At 54.0% G+C, this 17,472-nt stretch carries 22 protein-coding genes; 17 read left to right on the top strand and 5 right to left on the bottom strand.

Features of this window, described 5'->3' with window-relative positions; all coding sequences use genetic code 11:
- Positions 1-122 precede the first annotated feature (122 nt).
- Complete coding sequence (locus BUC32_RS16460; protein WP_083599375.1) at positions 123-488, bottom strand: Arc family DNA-binding protein; 366 nt, start codon at positions 486-488, stop codon at positions 123-125.
- On the opposite strand from BUC32_RS16460, the gene BUC32_RS20210 reads away from it, so the two are divergent.
- The 8 genes from BUC32_RS20210 to BUC32_RS16425 all read left to right on the top strand — a co-directional run bounded on the left by BUC32_RS20210 (position 487) and on the right by BUC32_RS16425 (position 4,899).
- Positions 487-642, top strand: coding sequence for an Arc family DNA-binding protein (locus tag BUC32_RS20210; RefSeq protein WP_083599374.1), 156 nt, complete (start codon positions 487-489; stop codon positions 640-642). The two genes, BUC32_RS16460 and BUC32_RS20210, sit on opposite strands and share 2 nt — an antisense overlap.
- 17 nt (positions 643-659) lie before the next feature.
- Positions 660-968 carry a hypothetical protein gene (locus BUC32_RS16455; protein WP_073255403.1) on the top strand — a complete coding sequence of 103 codons (309 nt, stop codon included), beginning with the start codon at positions 660-662 and terminating at the stop codon, positions 966-968.
- 61 nt (positions 969-1,029) lie between these two features.
- Positions 1,030-1,518: a hypothetical protein gene (locus BUC32_RS16450; RefSeq protein ID WP_073255399.1), complete on the top strand. Its 489-nt coding sequence runs from the start codon at positions 1,030-1,032 to the stop codon at positions 1,516-1,518.
- Between the two features lie 178 nt (positions 1,519-1,696).
- Positions 1,697-2,722 carry a tyrosine-type recombinase/integrase gene (locus BUC32_RS16445; RefSeq protein WP_073255396.1) on the top strand — a complete coding sequence of 342 codons (1,026 nt, stop codon included), beginning with the start codon at positions 1,697-1,699 and terminating at the stop codon, positions 2,720-2,722.
- Between the two features lie 141 nt (positions 2,723-2,863).
- The gene (gene serB / locus BUC32_RS16440; protein WP_073255428.1) at positions 2,864-3,736 is read left to right on the top strand and encodes a phosphoserine phosphatase SerB; all 873 of its coding nucleotides are present in this window, start codon (positions 2,864-2,866) and stop codon (positions 3,734-3,736) included.
- Between the two features lie 78 nt (positions 3,737-3,814).
- Entirely contained in the window at positions 3,815-4,138 is a 324-nt protein-coding gene (locus BUC32_RS16435; RefSeq protein WP_073255393.1) for an ArsR/SmtB family transcription factor, read from the top strand.
- Positions 4,131-4,559 carry an SRPBCC family protein gene (locus BUC32_RS16430; protein WP_073255391.1) on the top strand — a complete coding sequence of 143 codons (429 nt, stop codon included), beginning with the start codon at positions 4,131-4,133 and terminating at the stop codon, positions 4,557-4,559. The genes BUC32_RS16435 and BUC32_RS16430 overlap by 8 nt, the downstream gene beginning before the upstream one ends.
- A 28-nt stretch (positions 4,560-4,587) precedes the next feature.
- Positions 4,588-4,899 (top strand): YciI family protein, encoded by a 312-nt coding sequence (locus tag BUC32_RS16425; RefSeq protein WP_073255388.1) that lies wholly within the window; start codon positions 4,588-4,590, stop codon positions 4,897-4,899.
- A 119-nt stretch (positions 4,900-5,018) separates the two neighbouring features.
- Here the strand turns inward: BUC32_RS16425 and BUC32_RS16420 are convergent, their stop codons facing one another.
- On the bottom strand, positions 5,019-6,014 hold the full coding sequence (locus BUC32_RS16420; protein WP_175556957.1) for an asparaginase: 996 nt from the start codon (positions 6,012-6,014) through the stop codon (positions 5,019-5,021).
- 182 nt (positions 6,015-6,196) lie between these two features.
- Here BUC32_RS16420 and BUC32_RS16415 point away from each other — a divergent pair, with 182 nt between their 5' ends.
- The 4 genes from BUC32_RS16415 (at position 6,197) to BUC32_RS16400 (ending at position 9,460) form a co-directional block, all read left to right on the top strand.
- Positions 6,197-6,727, top strand: coding sequence for an invasion associated locus B family protein (locus BUC32_RS16415; protein ID WP_175556956.1), 531 nt, complete (start codon positions 6,197-6,199; stop codon positions 6,725-6,727).
- Between the two features lie 125 nt (positions 6,728-6,852).
- Positions 6,853-7,860 (top strand): Hint domain-containing protein, encoded by a 1,008-nt coding sequence (locus BUC32_RS16410; RefSeq protein WP_073255382.1) that lies wholly within the window; start codon positions 6,853-6,855, stop codon positions 7,858-7,860.
- A gap of 74 nt (positions 7,861-7,934) precedes the next feature.
- Positions 7,935-9,125 (top strand): 23S rRNA (adenine(2503)-C(2))-methyltransferase RlmN, encoded by a 1,191-nt coding sequence (gene rlmN, locus BUC32_RS16405; RefSeq protein ID WP_073255379.1) that lies wholly within the window; start codon positions 7,935-7,937, stop codon positions 9,123-9,125.
- 125 nt (positions 9,126-9,250) lie between these two features.
- Positions 9,251-9,460, top strand: a complete 210-nt coding sequence (locus BUC32_RS16400) for a hypothetical protein (RefSeq protein WP_073255376.1) — start codon at positions 9,251-9,253, stop codon at positions 9,458-9,460.
- On the opposite strand, the gene BUC32_RS16395 is transcribed toward BUC32_RS16400, so the two are convergent.
- Complete coding sequence (locus BUC32_RS16395; protein ID WP_073255374.1) at positions 9,457-10,290, bottom strand: LOG family protein; 834 nt, start codon at positions 10,288-10,290, stop codon at positions 9,457-9,459. The genes BUC32_RS16400 and BUC32_RS16395 overlap by 4 nt on opposite strands.
- Positions 10,291-10,369: 79 nt before the next feature.
- Between BUC32_RS16395 and BUC32_RS16390 the strand changes: the two genes are divergently transcribed.
- Together BUC32_RS16390 and dapD are read left to right on the top strand one after the other, a co-directional pair.
- A complete protein-coding gene (locus tag BUC32_RS16390) occupies positions 10,370-11,290 on the top strand; it encodes a threonine/serine dehydratase (protein WP_073255371.1) in 921 nt (306 codons plus the stop codon).
- A 76-nt stretch (positions 11,291-11,366) separates the two neighbouring features.
- Positions 11,367-12,194 (top strand): 2,3,4,5-tetrahydropyridine-2,6-dicarboxylate N-succinyltransferase, encoded by an 828-nt coding sequence (gene dapD, locus BUC32_RS16385; RefSeq protein WP_073255368.1) that lies wholly within the window; start codon positions 11,367-11,369, stop codon positions 12,192-12,194.
- A gap of 3 nt (positions 12,195-12,197) precedes the next feature.
- Here dapD and BUC32_RS16380 read toward each other — a convergent pair whose 3' ends face one another.
- The gene (locus BUC32_RS16380; protein WP_245815200.1) at positions 12,198-13,187 is read right to left on the bottom strand and encodes a transporter substrate-binding domain-containing protein; all 990 of its coding nucleotides are present in this window, start codon (positions 13,185-13,187) and stop codon (positions 12,198-12,200) included.
- 632 nt (positions 13,188-13,819) lie between these two features.
- Between BUC32_RS16380 and BUC32_RS16370 the strand changes: the two genes are divergently transcribed.
- Complete coding sequence (locus BUC32_RS16370; RefSeq protein WP_073255362.1) at positions 13,820-14,188, top strand: hypothetical protein; 369 nt, start codon at positions 13,820-13,822, stop codon at positions 14,186-14,188.
- On the opposite strand, the gene BUC32_RS16365 is transcribed toward BUC32_RS16370, so the two are convergent.
- Positions 14,185-15,282, bottom strand: a complete 1,098-nt coding sequence (locus BUC32_RS16365; RefSeq protein ID WP_073255420.1) for a Hint domain-containing protein — start codon at positions 15,280-15,282, stop codon at positions 14,185-14,187. The genes BUC32_RS16370 and BUC32_RS16365 overlap by 4 nt on opposite strands.
- A gap of 353 nt (positions 15,283-15,635) precedes the next feature.
- On the opposite strand from BUC32_RS16365, the gene dapE reads away from it, so the two are divergent.
- Positions 15,636-16,781 (top strand): succinyl-diaminopimelate desuccinylase, encoded by a 1,146-nt coding sequence (gene dapE / locus BUC32_RS16360; RefSeq protein ID WP_073255417.1) that lies wholly within the window; start codon positions 15,636-15,638, stop codon positions 16,779-16,781.
- Positions 16,782-16,809: 28 nt separating this feature from the next.
- On the top strand, positions 16,810-17,358 hold the full coding sequence (locus BUC32_RS16355) for a TIGR04282 family arsenosugar biosynthesis glycosyltransferase (protein ID WP_073255359.1): 549 nt from the start codon (positions 16,810-16,812) through the stop codon (positions 17,356-17,358).
- Positions 17,359-17,472 lie beyond the last annotated feature (114 nt).

Raw genomic sequence — 17,472 nt, 5'->3', positions numbered from 1 at the left:
GATGCTCCGCTGCTGCCTTCAAGCGAGCTACTTCGTCTCGAATGGCTGTAACGGTTAAATTCATTTCCTCAACCTCACTCCGGCACCACCACCATCCTCGGAAATGAGGCTTCGATCGCGGGTTAGTTTCCATCGAATTCAAGGCTGCCACGACTTTCCAAGTCGCCAACGCGGCCCTCCAAATCTCCAAGGCGATCGAACAAGTCACCTATTAGGCTGTCCACCGACTGCGTATCCTGCTCTAAATCACTCAAACGCTTGCCAACTGAGAAGGTCTGCTCCAATCGAGCGGTAATTTCTCCCGACAAGCTCCTATTGTTCAAGGCAGCAGCCTGCTCAAGCTGTTCTTTCAGCTCTGTTGGGATCATGAATTTGTATTGGACGCGAGTTTCTGAAGGCATGTACCCATTAGGACGAAAAATGTCCTTGATGCAATAGGTACAATAAATGTACCAAATATGTACCCCATCAAAAGAGGCTGATTCCATGTCAGAAAGCGTCCAGTTCAAGATCAAATTGCCAAGCGATGTGAAGGAATGGATCGCCCTTCAAGCAGCAAGGAACTTACGCAGCCAGAGTAACGAGATCATTCTTGCTGTGCGGGAAAAGATGGAACGCGAAGCGGCTAACACCACAAACTAACTTCAAGGAGAAAGACTATGACTGACCAACGCGCCTGCGCGAACAGTGGAGTATTTGCTGAGCTTTATCAGGAATGGAGACTCCTGACTGACACGATCAATCTAGCAAAGGTTGACCTTGATGACGGCAATCCGATCTGGAAGCGCCAACGGGACATTGAGCGGTTCTTTTGCTCGACCCCTGCCCGGACCTCTCAGGATCTAGCTGCGCAAATTCGATACACTCGTGACGCATTTGGCGATGAGATTCATAGCGTCTGGGCAGAGCCTTATTCTTGTATTCTGGACACTCTGGAGGCAGGAGCAATGGCGCTCGAAACAGCCTGAGGGTTGACGGGGTTCTGTTGAACCCATATGTTGAGGTTCAACAGAACCCAATAGGTGCACAATGCAAGTTAGTCGAAAAGAATTGCTCACAATCGCAAATAACTACAACGTGAACCAATTCAAAAATCTGAAAATACGCGATCAGTTACCACTTGTAGACGCCGTTTCCACCAATGATGATTCAAGCGGGTATAGCCCAGCCAATGCGATCTTTCTGGTGCTTGGCGATCTCATTTCTGACAACACGGGCATGTCCCGCGACGAGATAAAAATTGCTCTCCAAGATCGTATCCCGGAAGCGATATGCGCAACTAAGTATCAGTCGGAAGGTTTGTTTCAGTGGATGGGAGTTGTTCGAACAGGTGATCGTGGTGGTCAGCTATTTTTTGGCACTCTTTCCTCCCTTTTGCATGATGATGTAATTGAACCTTCTAGAGCTAAAGCCCTAAAGTCTTACACAATCGTAAATGTCGGAGTGGCTCTAACGGAAGTTCTTGAGCGTGCAAAAAACATAGGAATTGACCTCTACCCTGCACAAGAGGCCACCTAACAATGACCACTCCCGACCTCCTTCCTGACTACACCACGCCTGCCGACTTGGCAGAGCATTTTGGTGTTTCAGAAACGAAGATGCGGGAAATTGTTCGTGAAGTTGGCGCCTTTGCCAAGCTAGGCCGTAAAGTGGTCCTGTTTCCAGACCACGTCGAAACCTTCAAGGAGGCCATGCGATGTCACTCCAACTCTACCCCCGCGGCAATATCTGGCACTACCGTGGCACCGCTGCCAAGCGGCGACTACGAGGCTCTACGGGCACAACGGACAAAAAGCTCGCGCAAAGGATCGCGTCGGAAATCGAAGCCGCAGCGTGGCGAAGTCATCTCGATGGGCCGGGGGCACACGTAACTATGGCCCAAGCAGCAATCGCATATCGTAGTGCTGAAAAGCCCACCCGCTTCCTTGAGAAGATTGAGGACTTTTGGAAAGACACCAAGTTGCGCGATATCAAAGCAGGCGCCATCAGACAGTCAGCCTTCGACCTTTACCCAGACGTAAAGGGGGCAACCCGCAACCGTCAGGTGGTCATTCCAACACAAGCAATAATCAATCACGCTGCCGAAATGGGCTGGTGTCAGAAGATCTCGGTGAAACGATTCCACGAGGAAACCAAGATCAAGGTTCCGGCGACTGCCGAGTGGGTCAACTCATTCGCCGCACAGGCCGAGGCTGACGAACTACCTCACCTCGCTGCAATGTGTCTTTTCATGTTCGGCACAGGTGCTCGGATTGGAGAGGCGGCCGCGTTGACTTGGGCCGACATTGACCTGACCAAACGCAAAGCTGGGGTAAACCAAACCAAAACCGGACATGAACGCGAGGCACACCTTCCCGCCCCTGTCGTGTCGGCGTTGGCCAACATCCCTTCTAACCGCAATCCAGACGAACTGGTGTTTGGCTATGCCTCTCGGGGCAGCGTCTACAAAGTCTGGCACCATGTGGTTGACCGGGCAGGAATTGAGGATCTGACACCGCATTGCTGCCGACATGGGTTTGCAACGACACTTCTGCGCAACCGCATCGACGTAAAGACAGTGGCCAAGCTCGGCGGCTGGAAAGACGCCGGAATTGTCCTCAAACACTACGCTCATGCGATGGACGATCCGACAATCACCGAGGGCCTTTTTGACACAAATCTGGCACAAGGCAACACAGACGAAACCGTAACCCACTATAAACAAAAGGAAAAGAAATCATGAACTTAGCCTCTCGTTGGGGATGAGGTGTCCCACGGACGGACATAGAGGGGTGTTTGAGGTTTCACAACAGGCTAAATGAAGCTATAGCGCCGCTTGACCGCACAAATACGACCCCAAATGACCACTATCGGAAACTTTCCCATGTTCGTTGCCACTCTCCTGACTTCGCCTGCCAACTCTTCCCTTGATCCGGCCTTGGTCGAATCCTTGCGCAATGCCTGGGGTGGCGGAGATGCCAATTGGTTGGCGATAGATGAGGCTGCCGAATTCCCGTTGGCTGCCCTTCCAGACAATCGTTGGGATGTGTGGAAAGACCTGCAAGGGATGGGTGTTGACCTAGTGATCCAGCCTGCCGAAGGGCGTCGAAAAAAGATGCTTCTGGCCGACATGGACTCAACCATGATCCAGCAGGAATGCATTGACGAGTTGGCCGATGAAGCCGGTGTCGGTGAGCGGGTTAAGGACATCACTGCCCGCGCAATGAATGGTGAGTTGGATTTTGAAGGTGCCTTGATTGAGCGTGTTGGCTTGCTCAAGGGATTGGACGAAAGGGTCATTGGTCATGTCCTGGCAAATCGCATCACTTTAATGCCCGGCGGAATGGCGTTGTTGTCGACCATGAAGTCCAATGGGGCCTATGCCGCATTGGTGTCTGGTGGCTTTACGGCCTTCACCACCATGGTCGCCGCCGAGTTAGGTTTTGACGAAAACCGTGCCAACACCCTTTTGGTTGAGAAGGGAAAGCTGACCGGCGACGTTGGACGACCGATCCTTGGGCGCGAGGCCAAAGTGCAGGCCTTGAAAGGCATCACAGAGACACTGGGATTATCCCACGACGATGTGATGGCCGTAGGTGACGGTGCCAATGATCTGGGCATGTTGGGATTGGCCGGAGCCGGTGTTGCGCTTCATGCCAAACCGTCTGTTGCGGCAGAATGCGATATTCGGATCAATTTTGGCGACCTTACGGCGCTTCTATATATCCAAGGCTATGGCAAAGCTGACTTCGTCTGACGGCTGCCACATCACAGCTACGTGATCCCACCGGTCGAATCATTGCCTTCAATTTAGCCATTTAGTTAAATAGACAGCATGACCACACTCGTAAACACTTTTGCCGCCTTGGCAGATGACACCCGGCTCGGCATTATCGAACGCCTGATGGCGGACGGCGAACAACCAGCCGGCGATCTGGTGGCGCGCTCGACCATCAGCGGCCCCGCCATTTCCAGACACCTCAAGATCCTACGCGAGGCTGGTCTTATTGCCCAGCGTACCGATGGAAACCGACGCTTATATGCTGTGCGCCCCGAGGCGATGCAGGCAATTGCCAATTGGACCATGGACCATCGCCGCTTTTGGGAGGCCGGGCTGGATCGCCTAGATGCCATGCTTTCGGAGGAATCACATGACTGATCTCACATTAGAACGGGACTTTTCCGTATCCGCAGAACGCCTGTTTCAGGCCATTTCAACCCGCGCAGACCTTCTGAAATGGTGGGGTCATGAAGGGATGCATGTCCCAGAGGAAACGCTGGACTTCACACAAACCGGCCCGTGGCTTTCGGTCATGCAAAATGCCGAAGGTCAGCGCTATAAGGTGTCTGGGCAAGTCACCCACGTCGACCCGCCAAAGTCCGTGGGCTTCACATGGGCCTGGCACGACGACTCAGATGCCCGTGGCGCAGAGAGTCACGTGACCTTTTCGGTCTCGGAAACCCAAATCGGTTCGCGGTTGACCATTGATCATCGTGACTTGGGCGATGATGAGATCAGCACCAATCACCAAGCAGGCTGGTCCTCGTCGCTTCGTAAACTCGACGCACTACTAGCGTGACGCAAATTACAACAGGGAGGAAACGAAAATGGCGAAATTTATCTATGTTTACCACGGAGGCGGTCGTCCCGAGACACCAGAAGAAGGCGAACGGGTGATGGCGGCCTGGATGAACTGGATGCAAAACCTAGGCGATGCAATTGTTGATGGGGGTAATCCGGTTGGGATGTCCAAAACCGTAACCGCAGGTGGCGTCGAAGATGGAGGCGGTTCCAACCCTGTATCAGGATATACACTTGTAAAGGCCACCGACATTGATGCGGCCTGTGCAATGGCCAAGGGCTGTCCCATCTTTGCAAGCGGCGGATCTGTGGAAGTTGCCGAAGCGATGGACATGTAATCCGCCATCTCTTCATTTTTGCCAAAATACTCCGGGTGTCCCGGGGGCAGCGCTCCTGGCCATGCCCAAAGCCTGCAGGGCGCACCACAGATGCGCCTTTCAGGCACGGGAACACTTTGTTAACAAAGACCTTTCGCTGGTTTCATTTGGCCTGTCACCAACCCATCCCAATTGCAAATCGGCGCATTTACATACTTCTGCGCAACTGGATGGGCCGCATCAAGCACACCCAACCGGATCAAAATCGAGGTCACCGCACATTCAGCCCCACGGGTTGTACCATCTGCAATTTTTAATGCGACCCCCATCTTCTTTTCCGGAATAATCGCAATGAAATAGCCTTCGGCTCCGGTTTTGACGGCCACTTTGTGGTTCATCGCCCGCATGAGGTCGGTACAAGCCCGTCCCTCACCTGCGACCAGTTCCGGATAGGTTGCCATGGCGTTGCGCAACTGTGCTGCAGCGCTTTGACGTGCGTCACCATCCAACGAAGCGGACGCAAAAAACGCCATCGCACGCGCCATACCATGCATCGTGGAAGCAAAATTGGGAGCCGAGCATCCGTCAATGCCGTAACCCGGTGTGTCTTCTTGCGTGACTTCTTCGAACGCCGCTTTAACTGCCTTTTGCACCGGATGGTCGAGCGCAACATAATCCGGCCCGGCCCGAAAATACTTTGTGAGCGTCAGAAACCCCGAATGTTTACCCGAACAATTGTTGTGATACCGGCAAACAGGTTTGTCGGCGCGGATCAAATCGTCTCGAGCTTCTATGTCGCGAGGTTCTTGCGGTCCGCAACAAAAATCATCGTCGCTTTTTCCAAGGTCCTTGAGCCATGCTTTCACCCGCACAGAGTGAATTTCCGCTCCTTGATGTGAAGCACAGGCAAGCGCCAACTGTTCGTCCGTCAGGCCTGCATTCGCCGCCGCACCACTTTCTATCAGAGGCAACGCCTGCAGCATTTTGGATGACGATCGCGGTAACACAACTGCCTCTGGATCGCCCCAGGCATCCACGATTTGGCCCATCTCATCACACACAACCGCATGACCATGATGTACACTCTCAAGGAAGGGACCCCGCCAGATTTCAACCATCGGAACCGGATTTGCCATCACTGACCTCATATTATTGGGCAAAATCATGCCAACAGGTCTTTTCCCGGCTGGCAAAATCAGGGTAAGGTGTTTCTATCGAGAAGGAAATATTCGGTTCGTAAAAAGGGCGAAAAGCCTAGAGACCGGAAAAATTGAGGCAAATCACAGCTTGGAGGCTGTTGAGTATGGGATCACTCGGAATGAGTCGTCACGTATTGGGTGCGTTTTTTGGCGCAACACTCGCTATGTGGGCGCAAGGTGCATCTGCGCAGGAACAGGCGTCCGCGCCCTGTTCAAATCAGGTGACCGACTGGAGCATCTGCGTCGCAGAAAAACCAAAAGAATGCTGGGCCGTCAGTACCGCCAAAGAAAGCGTGAACACCAAAGAAGGGCGCGTCGTGGCCGTGCGCCGCAGCGATATCCTGTTCATGGTGTTCTATCGCCCCGAAGTCGGCGTGAAGGGTCAGGTCGGGTTTACCGGCGGGTATCCGTTTGCCAGCGGGTCGACCGTCAATCTGAGCATTGATGGAAATTCATTCAGCCTGTTCACAGAAGGCGAATGGGCGTGGCCGGCATCAACAGCGGATGACGACAAAATTGTAACCGCGATGAAGCGCGGGTCCAAAGCCACTCTTTCCGCTCAGTCCGCACGCGGCACCAAAACCGAAGACACATTTTCATTGTCCGGTTTCACCGCAGCCGTGGAAGGCGCTGAAAAGCGATGCAACTAAGCACAATACCTGCCTTGCGAGGCAGGTAGAACGGGGCCCCTGCCAGGGTCTCAAACGTCACATCGTCACCATGGGGGTAACTGATCAGAGCAATCGGTCGGGCGAGCGAGGTAAGGAGACAGGCAATGGCAGATCCCTATTTCACGGAGATCAGATATCGTAGCAATTCGTCTAATGACTTCATCGAAGTCGCGATTGACGAGGGCACTGATGTTTCTGGCATTCAGATCGTTGTTTACAATCCCAGCGGCACCGTACGCTCGATCAATGATATTGGTGATTACCAAGGCACAATGCTTGGAAAAGACGTCTACTCTCTCAGTGGCGTTGGGGTTTTCAAGGAAGGCGCTATTGCTCTGGTTCAGGATGGCACCGTCATTGACTTTATCTCATTCGATAATGAAGTCACTGCCACCGGTGGACCCGCTGACGGCTTGACCTCAACCCAGATCGGATCAACCGGAAACAACCAGAACACATCGGTACAACTTGACGAAAACGGAAACTGGACGACCGGAACCCTGAACGAAGGGACTATCCCGTGTTTTCTGGCGGGCACAAAGATAGCGACCAAACGCGGTGAAGTGGCCGTGGAAGATTTGCGGCCAGGTGACATGGTCGTAGTACGTGACGGTGGCTTTGCACCGATCCGCTGGATCGGCTCAGTATGCACCAACGCGCGCGGCGGACTTTTTGAACAAAATGCACCTATCCGAATTCCACGTGGTTCAATGGGACGTAACATGCCGGCCCGTGACCTCTATGTGTCCCCGAACCACCGTATCTGGATGCGGGATGCCTCATTCGAGGTTGTCTTTGCAGAGCAGGAGGTCCTGATCCCAGCCAAGCATCTTGTCGGATGGAGCGGTATTCAACAGGTCAATTATGTTCCTGAGCCCGAGTATTTCCACCTGCTGTTCGACAACCATCAGATCATCATGTCGGACGGTATGTTGACTGAAAGCTTTCACCCCGGTGAAGTCACTATGGATCAGTTCGAACATGAGGCCCGCGATGAATTGCTGCGACTGTTCCCAGAATTGATTGAGCTGGCCAGCTATGGTGACACAGCGCGCCGCTGTCTGAAAAGCTATGAAGTTCCGCTGGCGCTTAAGGTGAAATCTGCCGCCTGAGCCTTGTTTCGTTTGCTTTTGGGGCCAAATGGTGTACTGCACCCACCTGATTTCCTTACCCGGACCCAAAAGCCATGACCGCCAGCGCCCCCGTCACGCAGGACGTAAAAACCATTCCTCGTAAATTGCCCGAAGGCGGCAAAGTGAACCTCGTGGGCCTGACCCGCGCAGCGATGCGAGACGCGCTGATCGAACATGGGGCACCTGAAAAGCAAGCCAAGATGCGGGTAAACCAGATCTGGCAGTGGATTTATCAATGGGGCGTGCGTGATTTTCATGAAATGACCAACTTGTCCAAGGCGTATCGCGCCGAGCTGGACGAAAAGTTCTCTGTCGAAATCCCCGAAGTCGTCACCAAACAAGTGAGCACAGATGGCACCCGCAAGTATCTGGTGCGCATTGCCGGCGGCCATGAAGTCGAAGTGGTTTACATCCCCGAAGAAGATCGCGGAACTTTGTGCATCTCTTCGCAAGTTGGCTGCACGCTAACGTGTTCCTTCTGTCACACAGGTACCCAGAAACTGGTCCGTAATCTAACAGCGGCAGAAATCATTGGTCAGGTGATGGTGGCCCGCGATGATCTGGATGAATGGCCTGTGCCCGGCACACGCGACACAAATGCACCGCGTTTGTTGTCGAACATTGTTCTGATGGGCATGGGAGAGCCACTTTACAACTTTGAGAATGTGCGTGACGCGATGAAAATCGCCATGGACCCCGAAGGCATTCAGCTGTCGCGCCGCCGCATTACCCTATCGACGTCTGGTGTCGTGCCCGAGATTGCACGCACCGCTGAGGAAATCGGCTGTCAGCTAGCGATTTCCTTTCACGCGACCACAGATGATGTGCGCGATGTGCTTGTGCCGATCAACAAGCGCTGGAACATTGACACCTTGCTGAATGCACTGGCCAATTACCCCAAAGTCTCGAACTCGGAACGGATCACGTTTGAGTACGTGATGCTTAAGGGCGTGAATGACACAGATGACGACGCCCGCCGACTGGTCAAACAAATCAAAGATCATGGCATTCCGGCTAAGATCAACTTGATTCCTTTCAACGAATGGCCCGGATCGCCCTACGAACGGTCTTCGAATAACCGAATCCATGCCTTTGCGGAGATTGTTTACAAAGCTGGCTATTCTTCGCCGGTCCGCAAACCACGCGGCGAAGACATTATGGCGGCCTGCGGGCAGTTGAAATCTGCCACTGAGCGCGCCCGAAAATCGCGAAAACAGATTGAGGCAGACGCCGGATTGGGTTAAATTTGGCTACAATCACCCCGAAAATGAGTGATTGCCCACAACTTTCCTTAATTCAGATACAAATCGGCCCTGATCAACAATCAGTTTCCATCTCGTGAACAGTTACGTTTCAAGGAGGAAACAACATGGTACATGCAGATATTGGCGGCGCGATCATCGACGCACCGGTCTTGGACATCATTGAACGCGAACGCGCGCATGCGCTCAGCACCCGGGAATGGAAGTTCCGTCTGGCGGGCTATGGATACGCGATCAAAGACGTTCTTGGTGAACAGATTGTGACCAAGCTGCCCCAAGGAATCGAGCTAGGCGTACTTCCAACGCAAGTTCACTAACGACCGGGAATTTCGCCTCGGGGGGAACAGTCTCCCCAGTTGTCGATCACGTCTATCGCTTCTTCGGCGGTCTCGACAAAGCGGAACAGATCCAGATCCTCTGCGGAAATGGTGCCAGCATCGGCCAGCGCCTCCCAGTTGATGATCTTTTCCCAGAACGCCCTGCCAAACAGCAGAAAGGGCACGCATTCCATGCGACCGGTTTGAATCAGCGTGAGCGTTTCAAACATCTCGTCGAGTGTTCCAAACCCACCCGGGAACACACAGATCGCCTTGGCGCGCATCAAAAAGTGCATTTTGCGAATGGCGAAATAGTGAAAGTTAAAGCACAACTCCGGCGTCACATATTCATTTGGGGCCTGCTCGTGCGGTAGCACAATATTGAGTCCGATGGATTTACCACCTGCATCAATCGCACCGCGATTGCCAGCCTCCATCACACCGGGCCCGCCACCGGTGACAATCACATCGTTACGACCATCGCTGCGTTCCGTCATCAGGCGCGCAAAGTCACGAGCCTCGTCATAGTATTTTGTCAGGTCCGCCAGCGTTTCCGTCCGCGCCGAAGCTTTGTTTGCAGGTTCGGGAATGCGCGCACCGCCAAACAAAACAATCGTGCCTTCGATGTTTTCCTCATCCAAAGCCAACTGCGGTTTCAGCAGTTCTAACTGCAGCCGGACCGGACGCAATTCATCCCGGCACAAGAAATCTTCGTCTGCAAAAGCAAGCCGATAAGCCGGGGCGCGTGTCTGGGGCGTGTCAGGCACGTGGTCTGCAGTGCTGCGGTCTTTATGAGCGCTTGGCAGCGGGCTTAGTCGGTCATCTTTCATCAAACAGGTCCTTACTTGTAAGTCATTCCCTCACAGCTATAGGTTCACGGACGGCAAAGCCAGTGACAGAGGTGTGAAAATGGATTGGGCAGCAGATATTCAAGCGGCAGCAGCGCGTATCCACGGGCATATATTGCGCACGCCCGTTGTAACGGTGGATGGGTTTGGGTTGGGGTATCCGATCCAGATGAAACTCGAGCAGATGCAACATACTGGCACGTTTAAAGCGCGCGGGGCTTTCAATACTCTATTGTCCAGTGACGTTCCTGAGAGCGGGTTGGTTGCGGCGTCGGGTGGCAATCACGGAGCTGCTGTGGCTTATGCCGCACATCACCTTAGTCACAAGGCACGTATTTACGTGCCCGAAATGGCGGGACCGGCCAAAGTTGCTCTGATCCGTGACGCCGGTGCTGATCTGGTGGTGGTTCCGGGCGCCTTTTCGGACGCACTAGATCAGGCGCTGGCATATGAAGCTGAAACCAGGGCCATGCAGATACATGCCTATGATGCGCCCGCCACTGTTGCTGGGCAGGGCACTTGTGCTTTGGAATGGGAAGACCAGGGCCTTGATGCTGATACGGTTCTGATCGCGGTCGGTGGCGGTGGCCTGATTGGTGGAGCGATGGCTTGGTTTGATGGACGCAGGCGCGTGGTCGCCGTTGAACCGGAAACCTCTTGTGCTCTGCATGCGGCTCTGAAAATCGGAGAGCCCGTCGACGTGAACGTCTCGGGCGTTGCAGCCAATGCACTGGGGGCCAAGAAGATCGGGCAAATCTGTTTTGACCTCACTGTCTCAAGTGGCGCAGAGTCGGTTGTGGTGACGGACGACGCCATTACCCGAGCACAACACGCATTGTGGCGTGAGACCCGGCAATTGGTCGAACCCGCAGGCGCGACAGCACTGGCTGCACTGATGTCAGGAGCCTACATCCCGGAACCGGATGAAAAAGTCGCCGTTCTGGTTTGTGGTGCCAATATTACGCCGGACCCGTTTCAATAAACGTCGCAATGAGTGGGTGACGCGGGGTCCCGATCCCGCTAGAAAGCTTCGAATCCTGAAATCGGAGCCAGAAAATATGTCGAACGCCCAATTGGAACAAGCCATCGAAGCCGCGTGGGAAGCCCGCGATACCATCAATCCACACACAGGCGGCGAGACCCGCGAAGCCATCGAAGACACGCTAAACGCGCTGGATTCTGGCAAGTTGCGCGTGGCTGAAAAACAAGAAAGCGGCGACTGGCATGTGAACCAATGGGCCAAAAAGGCCGTTCTGCTCGGATTCCGCATCAAAGACATGGAGTTTCACGATGGTGGCCCTCAGGGCAGCGGCTGGTGGGACAAGGTCGACAGCAAATTCAAAGGTTGGGGCGATCACGAATGGAAAGAGGCGGGCTTCCGCGCTGTTCCCAACTGTGTGGTCCGAAAGTCAGCCTACATCGCACCCGGTGCGGTTCTAATGCCATCATTCGTTAATCTTGGTGCTTATGTTGACACGGGCACCATGGTCGACACTTGGGTCACGGTCGGCTCTTGTGCCCAGATCGGCAAGAACGTGCACTTGTCGGGTGGCGTCGGTATCGGCGGTGTTTTGGAGCCCATGCAAGCGGGCCCAACCATCATCGAAGACAATTGCTTTATCGGTGCCCGGTCCGAAGTGGTCGAAGGCTGCATCATTCGCGAAGGTTCGGTTCTGGGCATGGGCGTGTTTATCGGCCAGTCGACCAAGATAGTTGACCGCGAAACCGGTAACGTCACCTACGGCGAAGTGCCTTCCGGGTCTGTTGTTGTGGCAGGCACAATGCCATCCAAGAACAACGTGAACCTGTATTGCGCGGTGATCGTGAAACGTGTCGACGCCAAGACCCGGTCGAAAACGTCGATCAACGATCTGCTGCGTGACTAAGGACTAGTTATTTTTGAAGGTGGCGCCAAACCAGCGATCGATCAGATCGTCATAGGTGCCATCTTCGCGCAACCTAAGCAGAGTGCGGTTGATCTCTTCACGTACCAGGCTGCCCGTAGGCAGGGCGATGCCGTAGTTCTCTGGGCGATACACCCGCTCAACCAGCCGCGCGTGACGTCCGCCCTTACCCTGAACATAATAGGCCAAAATGGGGCCATCAAAGACAACAGCGTCCATTTCACCCGCCGCAAATGCATCAAACATCGCACCTGGGTTGTCATAGCCGGTAAAAGTAATGTCTCGATTTGCCAGAAAGTCCGCGCTGGTCGAGTTTGAAACCGTGGCAACCCGTCGTCCTTCTAGATCGTTGATTGAATCCACGCTTTCCTGCAATGCCTCAACAGTGACAGCTGCGGTGATGGTGGCGACAAATACCGACACTACAAACAAGCTTGAGACAACAAGCATTGTAGCGAACAAGCGTCCAAACCGCGACATGGGCATACGTTCTTCAAAGCCACCGTTTACAACCAAATTCAAAGCCCACCAAAAAGACGGGAACATCGCCTCGCGCAAGGGGCGATCAAAATAGGGTTGGTGGCGGCGTTCGAGCATCCACATTACAAATCCGCCGCCCCACAAAAGCGCTAAGGCGCCGAGAACGACAAATAGGATTTCCCGTGTCAGAACAGAGCCGAACCGCTGTACAGTTCCTGTCTCTGCCGGCAGAAGGATTTGCAAACCGCTTTCGAAAATTGGTTGACTGAAGTCCATTTCGCCTTCGCGTGCGGCCGTGATCGAGATGTTGGCAATCGCACCGTCAGAATTGGCTCTGCGCACTGCTTCAAGCATGTCGCCGAAAGTGGGCTGCAAGTCAAACTGCACGACATAGCCAAGCTCTTTGGCAATCGCAGTCATAAGATCGATACTGAACCCGGTTGGATTGCCTTGCTCAATAAAGGCGAAAGGCGGCCGATGGACTGTCGATATCACTAAATTATCGTCGGATTGTGCAAAAGAAGGTGGCACGAACCCACACCAGAACAGCGCTACAAGCGCGAGAGTTTTGAGCCTAATCATCCACAAGGTCCCCAAACCTTTGTAAGAAACGACCAAGGATGGCCCGCCTGACGCCTGTGGTCAACGTGACTTGAGCGCACTTACGTCAGTATTTTATGAAACGTCGCGACACTCAGGCCTCATGAAGTGCCGCATCTCAGATCATTACAGTGAAATTCGTGACTTGGGCCATAACTGTAATCCGCCGGGGCATCATCGCTAGGCATGAACCGAAGAACTTCGCCTCTGGTTTCAACACCAAATGGGTCGTATGATTCGTGGCCACGACAGTAGCATTCGCTATCAAGACCGTTGCAGCGCAGTGTTTCATGCTGAAAACGGCAATTTTTTCCGACAGACCGGTTTTCAGCACGGCGACTTGGTACCCCATATCGCTCCCTCAACCCTAACGGTCAGATGACGCAGACGACCTAAATGCGGGCATCGATCCGCGACGTTATTTCTTACGGAATTCTTATGGAATATTGCTTGCAACGCTCCCCCACCAAGGGCGGCATAGAAAGCCGTAGTTGACCTTGACTGATCAGGCAGGCTAAGGGCGCTGCATGGAAAAGACGAAAAAGAAATCCCGACAGCAGGTTTTTACATTGTTGGTTCAGGTTGGTCGCAAAGATGGTGACGGCCTGCCCAAAGGTGCAACGGGTGCTGCATTGATGATCTACGCCAGCGGCGTGGACGAAGCCGAAGCCGTGCGTGAAACCGTTGCCATTCTAAAACAGGCAGACTTGGCGCCGTTGGATGTGACGGGCTATGGCACGGTCGACGAACGCGAAGCGCAAGGACACGAGATTGGCGAAGACGAGCGGACGTTGATGCAACGTGCTCTGGACGAAAACTCGGTGGTGGTTGCTCAGATGAGCGAATTCTACAACGGTGAAGAAACGTTGGAGCCGGACGAAAACAGGATCAACTAAGCAGCACGTTGTTCCGCCAGGATCAGGGCTTCGAAACTTCCCAAAACTGGATGTGCAGGAATTGAATGCTCTGGCAGGTGCTGACGTGGGAACTGGCCCAATAGGCTGCTGCGCAAAATCTCAGTGTTACGCCTTATCCGCCCAATGTTCAGGCTTTCCATGAACGTCCCAGCAGCGTGGATCGCCTCGTGATCAGGTAACAGCACTTGCGTATAAGTCACCAGCTGATGGTTCCGCTCGCGGAGTGCCGCACTGCCGTTGATAAGATGTCTCGCGGGCACCAGAACATGCTCAGAGTTGAAGAGGTATTCTACGCGGGAACCACCAATCACCAATCGCTGACCTGGGGCCACCACGATATCCCGCTCTAAGCCAAAGTAAGGCTGACGCAGTCGCACCGGTTCAAACAGGCCACGCGCAGGCACTGTGCGTCGCAATACTTGCAGAACCGGAACCGCGTCACCATTCAGCGTTTCAACAAGTTCTCCCCGTTGGAGTTCGCCAATCGCTTTAAGACCATGCTGAGTGGCAACTGGGGTTGTCGATGTCATGCCTGGCATTGGACCGACGGGTTCAATTCTATCAGAAATGGCAAAAAACAGAACATCTGGTGACATCTGGCTGGCAGCGGGATTCAAAGTTAGTTCGCGTACGTCAGACAACAAAAGTGGCACCGTGCCTCGGAGAATAACCTGAAAACTGCGGGCGATATCCGGGCGCTCAACCGCTAAGCGGGCCCAATTGTGATCAGTATCCCAACTATAGGTGATGCGCAGAATATCGGTGCGCAACGCTGAAGAGTCATGGTTCAGTACGCCGTGCAACATTTCAGAGCCGCGCGCATGCACCAGAGATATGCCCCCGCCGGGCAGGGCCATCAATGCAAGCCTCATACCGTGCTCGAACCCACGCTCAAGCCCAAGGACAAGTTGCGGTTTCTCAAGGGCTGACACCCGGGTTTCCAACAGCAAGCTGCCCCGTGCCATCAGCGTTCCTGATTCAAAAGCAACATCAGGCACACCACGGCTCGCGCCGGAAATCCCCTGAGCCGAGAATTGCCGTGTGTTTTGATCGGCTATCGCGATCCAGGTCATGCGGACGCCTCTGGTTTCTCCGTGGCTTCTGGCCACCGTACCTTGTCAAAACAACACATCTACTTCACTCTCTAATACAGAGACCGACTGCACAGCATACCGTCGGACCATGTCCGATCGTTTCGTATCCAAGGGAACCTTACTGCTCGACCAGTGAGAATCCGATATTTGGCCATTTTCGACCACTTTGCTGTTTGACCTGCCTCGGTCATATTATTGCAGTCAATAAACATGAAAACATCCCGCCTGTTAAGGGTTTTGCACGTTTTGATTGGCCCAATGACACATTTGTGGCTTTTCCGCTCAAATTCTCTATGCGACAAAGTCCCAAACCCGCCCAAAATGAGAGTTCCATGTCTGAAATCAACGCCGCCGACCTTACCGCACGCCTGATCCGATGCCCGTCGGTCACCCCAAAAGACGAAGGCGCGCTGGACACATTGCAGGATCTGCTTTCAGAAGCTGGGTTTGATTGCACCCGTGTGAACCGCGGTGATGTCGGAAATCTGTTTGCCCGTTGGGGGCCGAAAGGCCACGTCAGGACGTTTGGTTTCAATGGTCACACCGACGTGGTGCCTATCGGGGATGCTGGCGCTTGGACGGCTGATCCCTTTGGTGCCGAGGTTCGTGAGGGCATCATGTACGGGCGCGGGGCGACTGATATGAAATCCGGCGTAGCAGCCTTTGCGGCGGCGGCTGTCGATATGGTTCAAAACAGCCCTCCGGGCGGCTCAATTATTCTGACGATTACAGGCGACGAAGAAGGTGATGCAATTGATGGCACCACGGCCCTTCTCGATTACATGGATCGCAAAGGTGAAAAGATGTCGGTTTGCCTTGTAGGTGAACCCACTTGCCCAAACGAGATGGGTGATATGATGAAGATCGGGCGGCGTGGATCAATGACAGCCTATTTCACCTTCACTGGTGTGCAGGGTCATTCGGCTTACCCCCATCGCGCCAAGAACCCGTTGCCAGCCATGGCACGTCTGATGGACCAGTTATCGAGCCATGTTTTGGACGAAGGCACAGCGCATTTTGATGCCTCGACACTTGCCGTAGTGACAATGGACACGGGCAACCCTGCCACCAACGTGATCCCGGCCGAATGCCGTGCAACGGTTAACATTCGCTTTAACGACGAACATACCGGCGCGGGACTGACGGGCTGGATGCAGGGAATGGTGGATCAGGTCGCCTCGGATCTGGAAATTAGGATTTCGATGGAAGTAAAGATTTCCGGAGAAAGCTTTATCACGCCACCCGGACCACTGTCAGACTTGGTAGCGTCAGCGGTCACTGCCGAAACCGGTCGCACGCCTGAGCTATCCACCAGCGGCGGCACATCTGATGCGCGGTTTGTGCAGCACCATTGCCCAGTGGTCGAGTTTGGTCTGGTGGGCAAGACAATGCATCAGGTAGATGAAAACGTACCAGTGGCGCAAATCCATCAGTTGAAATCCATCTACGGCCGGATTTTACGTGACTATTTCACCTGAATACCTCCGGCGCCCTCGTTTGGTGGTTATGATAAAAGAACCCCACGCCGGGCGAGTGAAAACCCGCCTTGGTCGCGATATTGGCATGACGGCTGCGGCTTGGTGGTTTCGACATCAAAGCGCGTCCCTTTTGCGCCGTATCACGGACCCTCGCTGGGAGACATTTTTGGCCATAACGCCTGATAAGCAGGGTCTAACAAGCCGAATATGGCCCGAAAACCTGCCACGTATTGCCCAAGGCTCGGGCAATTTGGGGCAGAGAATGGCCCGCGTGTTCACTCAATTACCACCCGGACCCGCTCTGATCATCGGCGCGGACATTCCCGGAATTCGCACCACACATATTACGCGTGCTTTTCGCAAACTCGGCGCGCATGACGCTGTATTCGGGCCCGCGACAGACGGAGGGTTTTGGCTGGTGGGGCTCAAGCGCACATTTGCGCCGCCAGTCACCCTGTTTGAAAACGTGCGCTGGTCTACGCCACACGCGCTAAACGACACAGTGCGAACCATGCCAGATCTTCGCATTGCGTTCACGGATGTGCTCGCCGACGTGGACACGGCCCGCGATCTGTAATTTCAATTGGATCAAATACCCTAGAGTGAGCCTTGCCATTGTCCAATAAAGCTGGCGTGAGGGGTCGCGCCCCTTTTTAACAAACATTCCCGATGACGCCGCCCGCACTCCGTG

It is taken from the genome of Shimia gijangensis, assembly GCF_900142085.1.
Lineage (GTDB): Bacteria > Pseudomonadota > Alphaproteobacteria > Rhodobacterales > Rhodobacteraceae > Shimia > Shimia gijangensis.
This window is presented reverse-complemented; position numbering and strand designations above follow the sequence as displayed.

What these genes read in the sequence shown, in the direction of transcription:
- BUC32_RS16445 (WP_073255396.1), top strand. Translation starts at nt 1,697, where the DNA reads ATGTCACTCCAACTCTACCCCCGCGGCAATATCTGGCACTACCGTGGC.
- BUC32_RS16370 (WP_073255362.1), top strand. Translation starts at nt 13,820, where the DNA reads ATGGAAAAGACGAAAAAGAAATCCCGACAGCAGGTTTTTACATTGTTG.
- BUC32_RS16430 (WP_073255391.1), top strand. Translation starts at nt 4,131, where the DNA reads ATGACTGATCTCACATTAGAACGGGACTTTTCCGTATCCGCAGAACGC.
- BUC32_RS16390 (WP_073255371.1), top strand. Translation starts at nt 10,370, where the DNA reads ATGGATTGGGCAGCAGATATTCAAGCGGCAGCAGCGCGTATCCACGGG.
- BUC32_RS16395 (WP_073255374.1), bottom strand. Translation starts at nt 10,290, where the DNA reads ATGAAAGATGACCGACTAAGCCCGCTGCCAAGCGCTCATAAAGACCGC.
- BUC32_RS16435 (WP_073255393.1), top strand. Translation starts at nt 3,815, where the DNA reads ATGACCACACTCGTAAACACTTTTGCCGCCTTGGCAGATGACACCCGG.
- BUC32_RS16420 (WP_175556957.1), bottom strand. Translation starts at nt 6,014, where the DNA reads ATGGCAAATCCGGTTCCGATGGTTGAAATCTGGCGGGGTCCCTTCCTT.
- serB (WP_073255428.1), top strand. Translation starts at nt 2,864, where the DNA reads ATGTTCGTTGCCACTCTCCTGACTTCGCCTGCCAACTCTTCCCTTGAT.
- rlmN (WP_073255379.1), top strand. Translation starts at nt 7,935, where the DNA reads ATGACCGCCAGCGCCCCCGTCACGCAGGACGTAAAAACCATTCCTCGT.
- BUC32_RS20210 (WP_083599374.1), top strand. Translation starts at nt 487, where the DNA reads ATGTCAGAAAGCGTCCAGTTCAAGATCAAATTGCCAAGCGATGTGAAG.
- dapD (WP_073255368.1), top strand. Translation starts at nt 11,367, where the DNA reads ATGTCGAACGCCCAATTGGAACAAGCCATCGAAGCCGCGTGGGAAGCC.
- BUC32_RS16425 (WP_073255388.1), top strand. Translation starts at nt 4,588, where the DNA reads ATGGCGAAATTTATCTATGTTTACCACGGAGGCGGTCGTCCCGAGACA.
- BUC32_RS16455 (WP_073255403.1), top strand. Translation starts at nt 660, where the DNA reads ATGACTGACCAACGCGCCTGCGCGAACAGTGGAGTATTTGCTGAGCTT.
- dapE (WP_073255417.1), top strand. Translation starts at nt 15,636, where the DNA reads ATGTCTGAAATCAACGCCGCCGACCTTACCGCACGCCTGATCCGATGC.
- BUC32_RS16410 (WP_073255382.1), top strand. Translation starts at nt 6,853, where the DNA reads ATGGCAGATCCCTATTTCACGGAGATCAGATATCGTAGCAATTCGTCT.
- BUC32_RS16450 (WP_073255399.1), top strand. Translation starts at nt 1,030, where the DNA reads ATGCAAGTTAGTCGAAAAGAATTGCTCACAATCGCAAATAACTACAAC.
- BUC32_RS16460 (WP_083599375.1), bottom strand. Translation starts at nt 488, where the DNA reads ATGGAATCAGCCTCTTTTGATGGGGTACATATTTGGTACATTTATTGT.
- BUC32_RS16415 (WP_175556956.1), top strand. Translation starts at nt 6,197, where the DNA reads ATGAGTCGTCACGTATTGGGTGCGTTTTTTGGCGCAACACTCGCTATG.
- BUC32_RS16365 (WP_073255420.1), bottom strand. Translation starts at nt 15,282, where the DNA reads ATGACCTGGATCGCGATAGCCGATCAAAACACACGGCAATTCTCGGCT.
- BUC32_RS16355 (WP_073255359.1), top strand. Translation starts at nt 16,810, where the DNA reads ATGATAAAAGAACCCCACGCCGGGCGAGTGAAAACCCGCCTTGGTCGC.
- BUC32_RS16400 (WP_073255376.1), top strand. Translation starts at nt 9,251, where the DNA reads ATGGTACATGCAGATATTGGCGGCGCGATCATCGACGCACCGGTCTTG.